At 45.6% G+C, this 621-nt stretch carries 1 protein-coding gene; it reads right to left on the reverse strand.

Annotation, left to right across the window (positions count from 1 at the left end):
• A partial coding sequence (locus CWC28_RS21275) for an IS30 family transposase (RefSeq protein ID WP_138625747.1) occupies positions 1-522 on the reverse strand: 522 nt, incomplete at its 3' end.
• Between the last annotated feature and the right edge of the window lie 99 nt (positions 523-621).

Here is a 621-nt window from a genome sequence, read left to right on the forward strand (position 1 = left end):
TACACGTGAACGAAGCTCGACCACTTCAGGTCGCTCTGTTATATCGACACGATTGGGAATTAGGGAGCGACCTGCTTTGCGTTTACCACCTTTGCAGCGACGTTTTCCAAAGCGAGGCAGTTTTTTATACAGGGAACCCCCTTGAGCCTTATCGCTTGAAATGCGGCTGTATATGGTGGTGTGACTAAGAGTGATCTCAGGCACCTCTATTTTCATCCTGTAACTAATGTTTTCAGGAGACCAGCCAAGCAGAAGGCCTTTTTCTATGATCGGCATTTGTCGTTCATCAGTTTTGGTGTATTTTCGAGCAGTCTGTTTGCGCTGAATAGCCTTCTTGTGAGCTGACTCAGCACAGTAACCGTCGTCATCTCTGTTACGACCAAGCTCACGAGATAAGGCCCCCTCACTGATGCCAATGAATTCTGCAATATCTTTCTGTAAATGACCTTTTTTCAAGAGCGCTTCAATCTGGTATCTTTGCCCCAGAGTCAGCTGCTTGTATTGTCTGGTTTGTGTACTCATTCCTGACTTCCATTTCTGAGTGTGAGAGCTACAGAATGTACCAGCAGCTGGCTCACATCTGAAATTTCAGTCGATTGCACTTATTGTATTAATCCAGCA

Origin of the sequence: Pseudoalteromonas sp. S4492 (assembly GCF_005886115.1) — a bacterium.
Taxonomy (GTDB): Bacteria; Pseudomonadota; Gammaproteobacteria; order Enterobacterales; family Alteromonadaceae; genus Pseudoalteromonas; species Pseudoalteromonas gelatinilytica.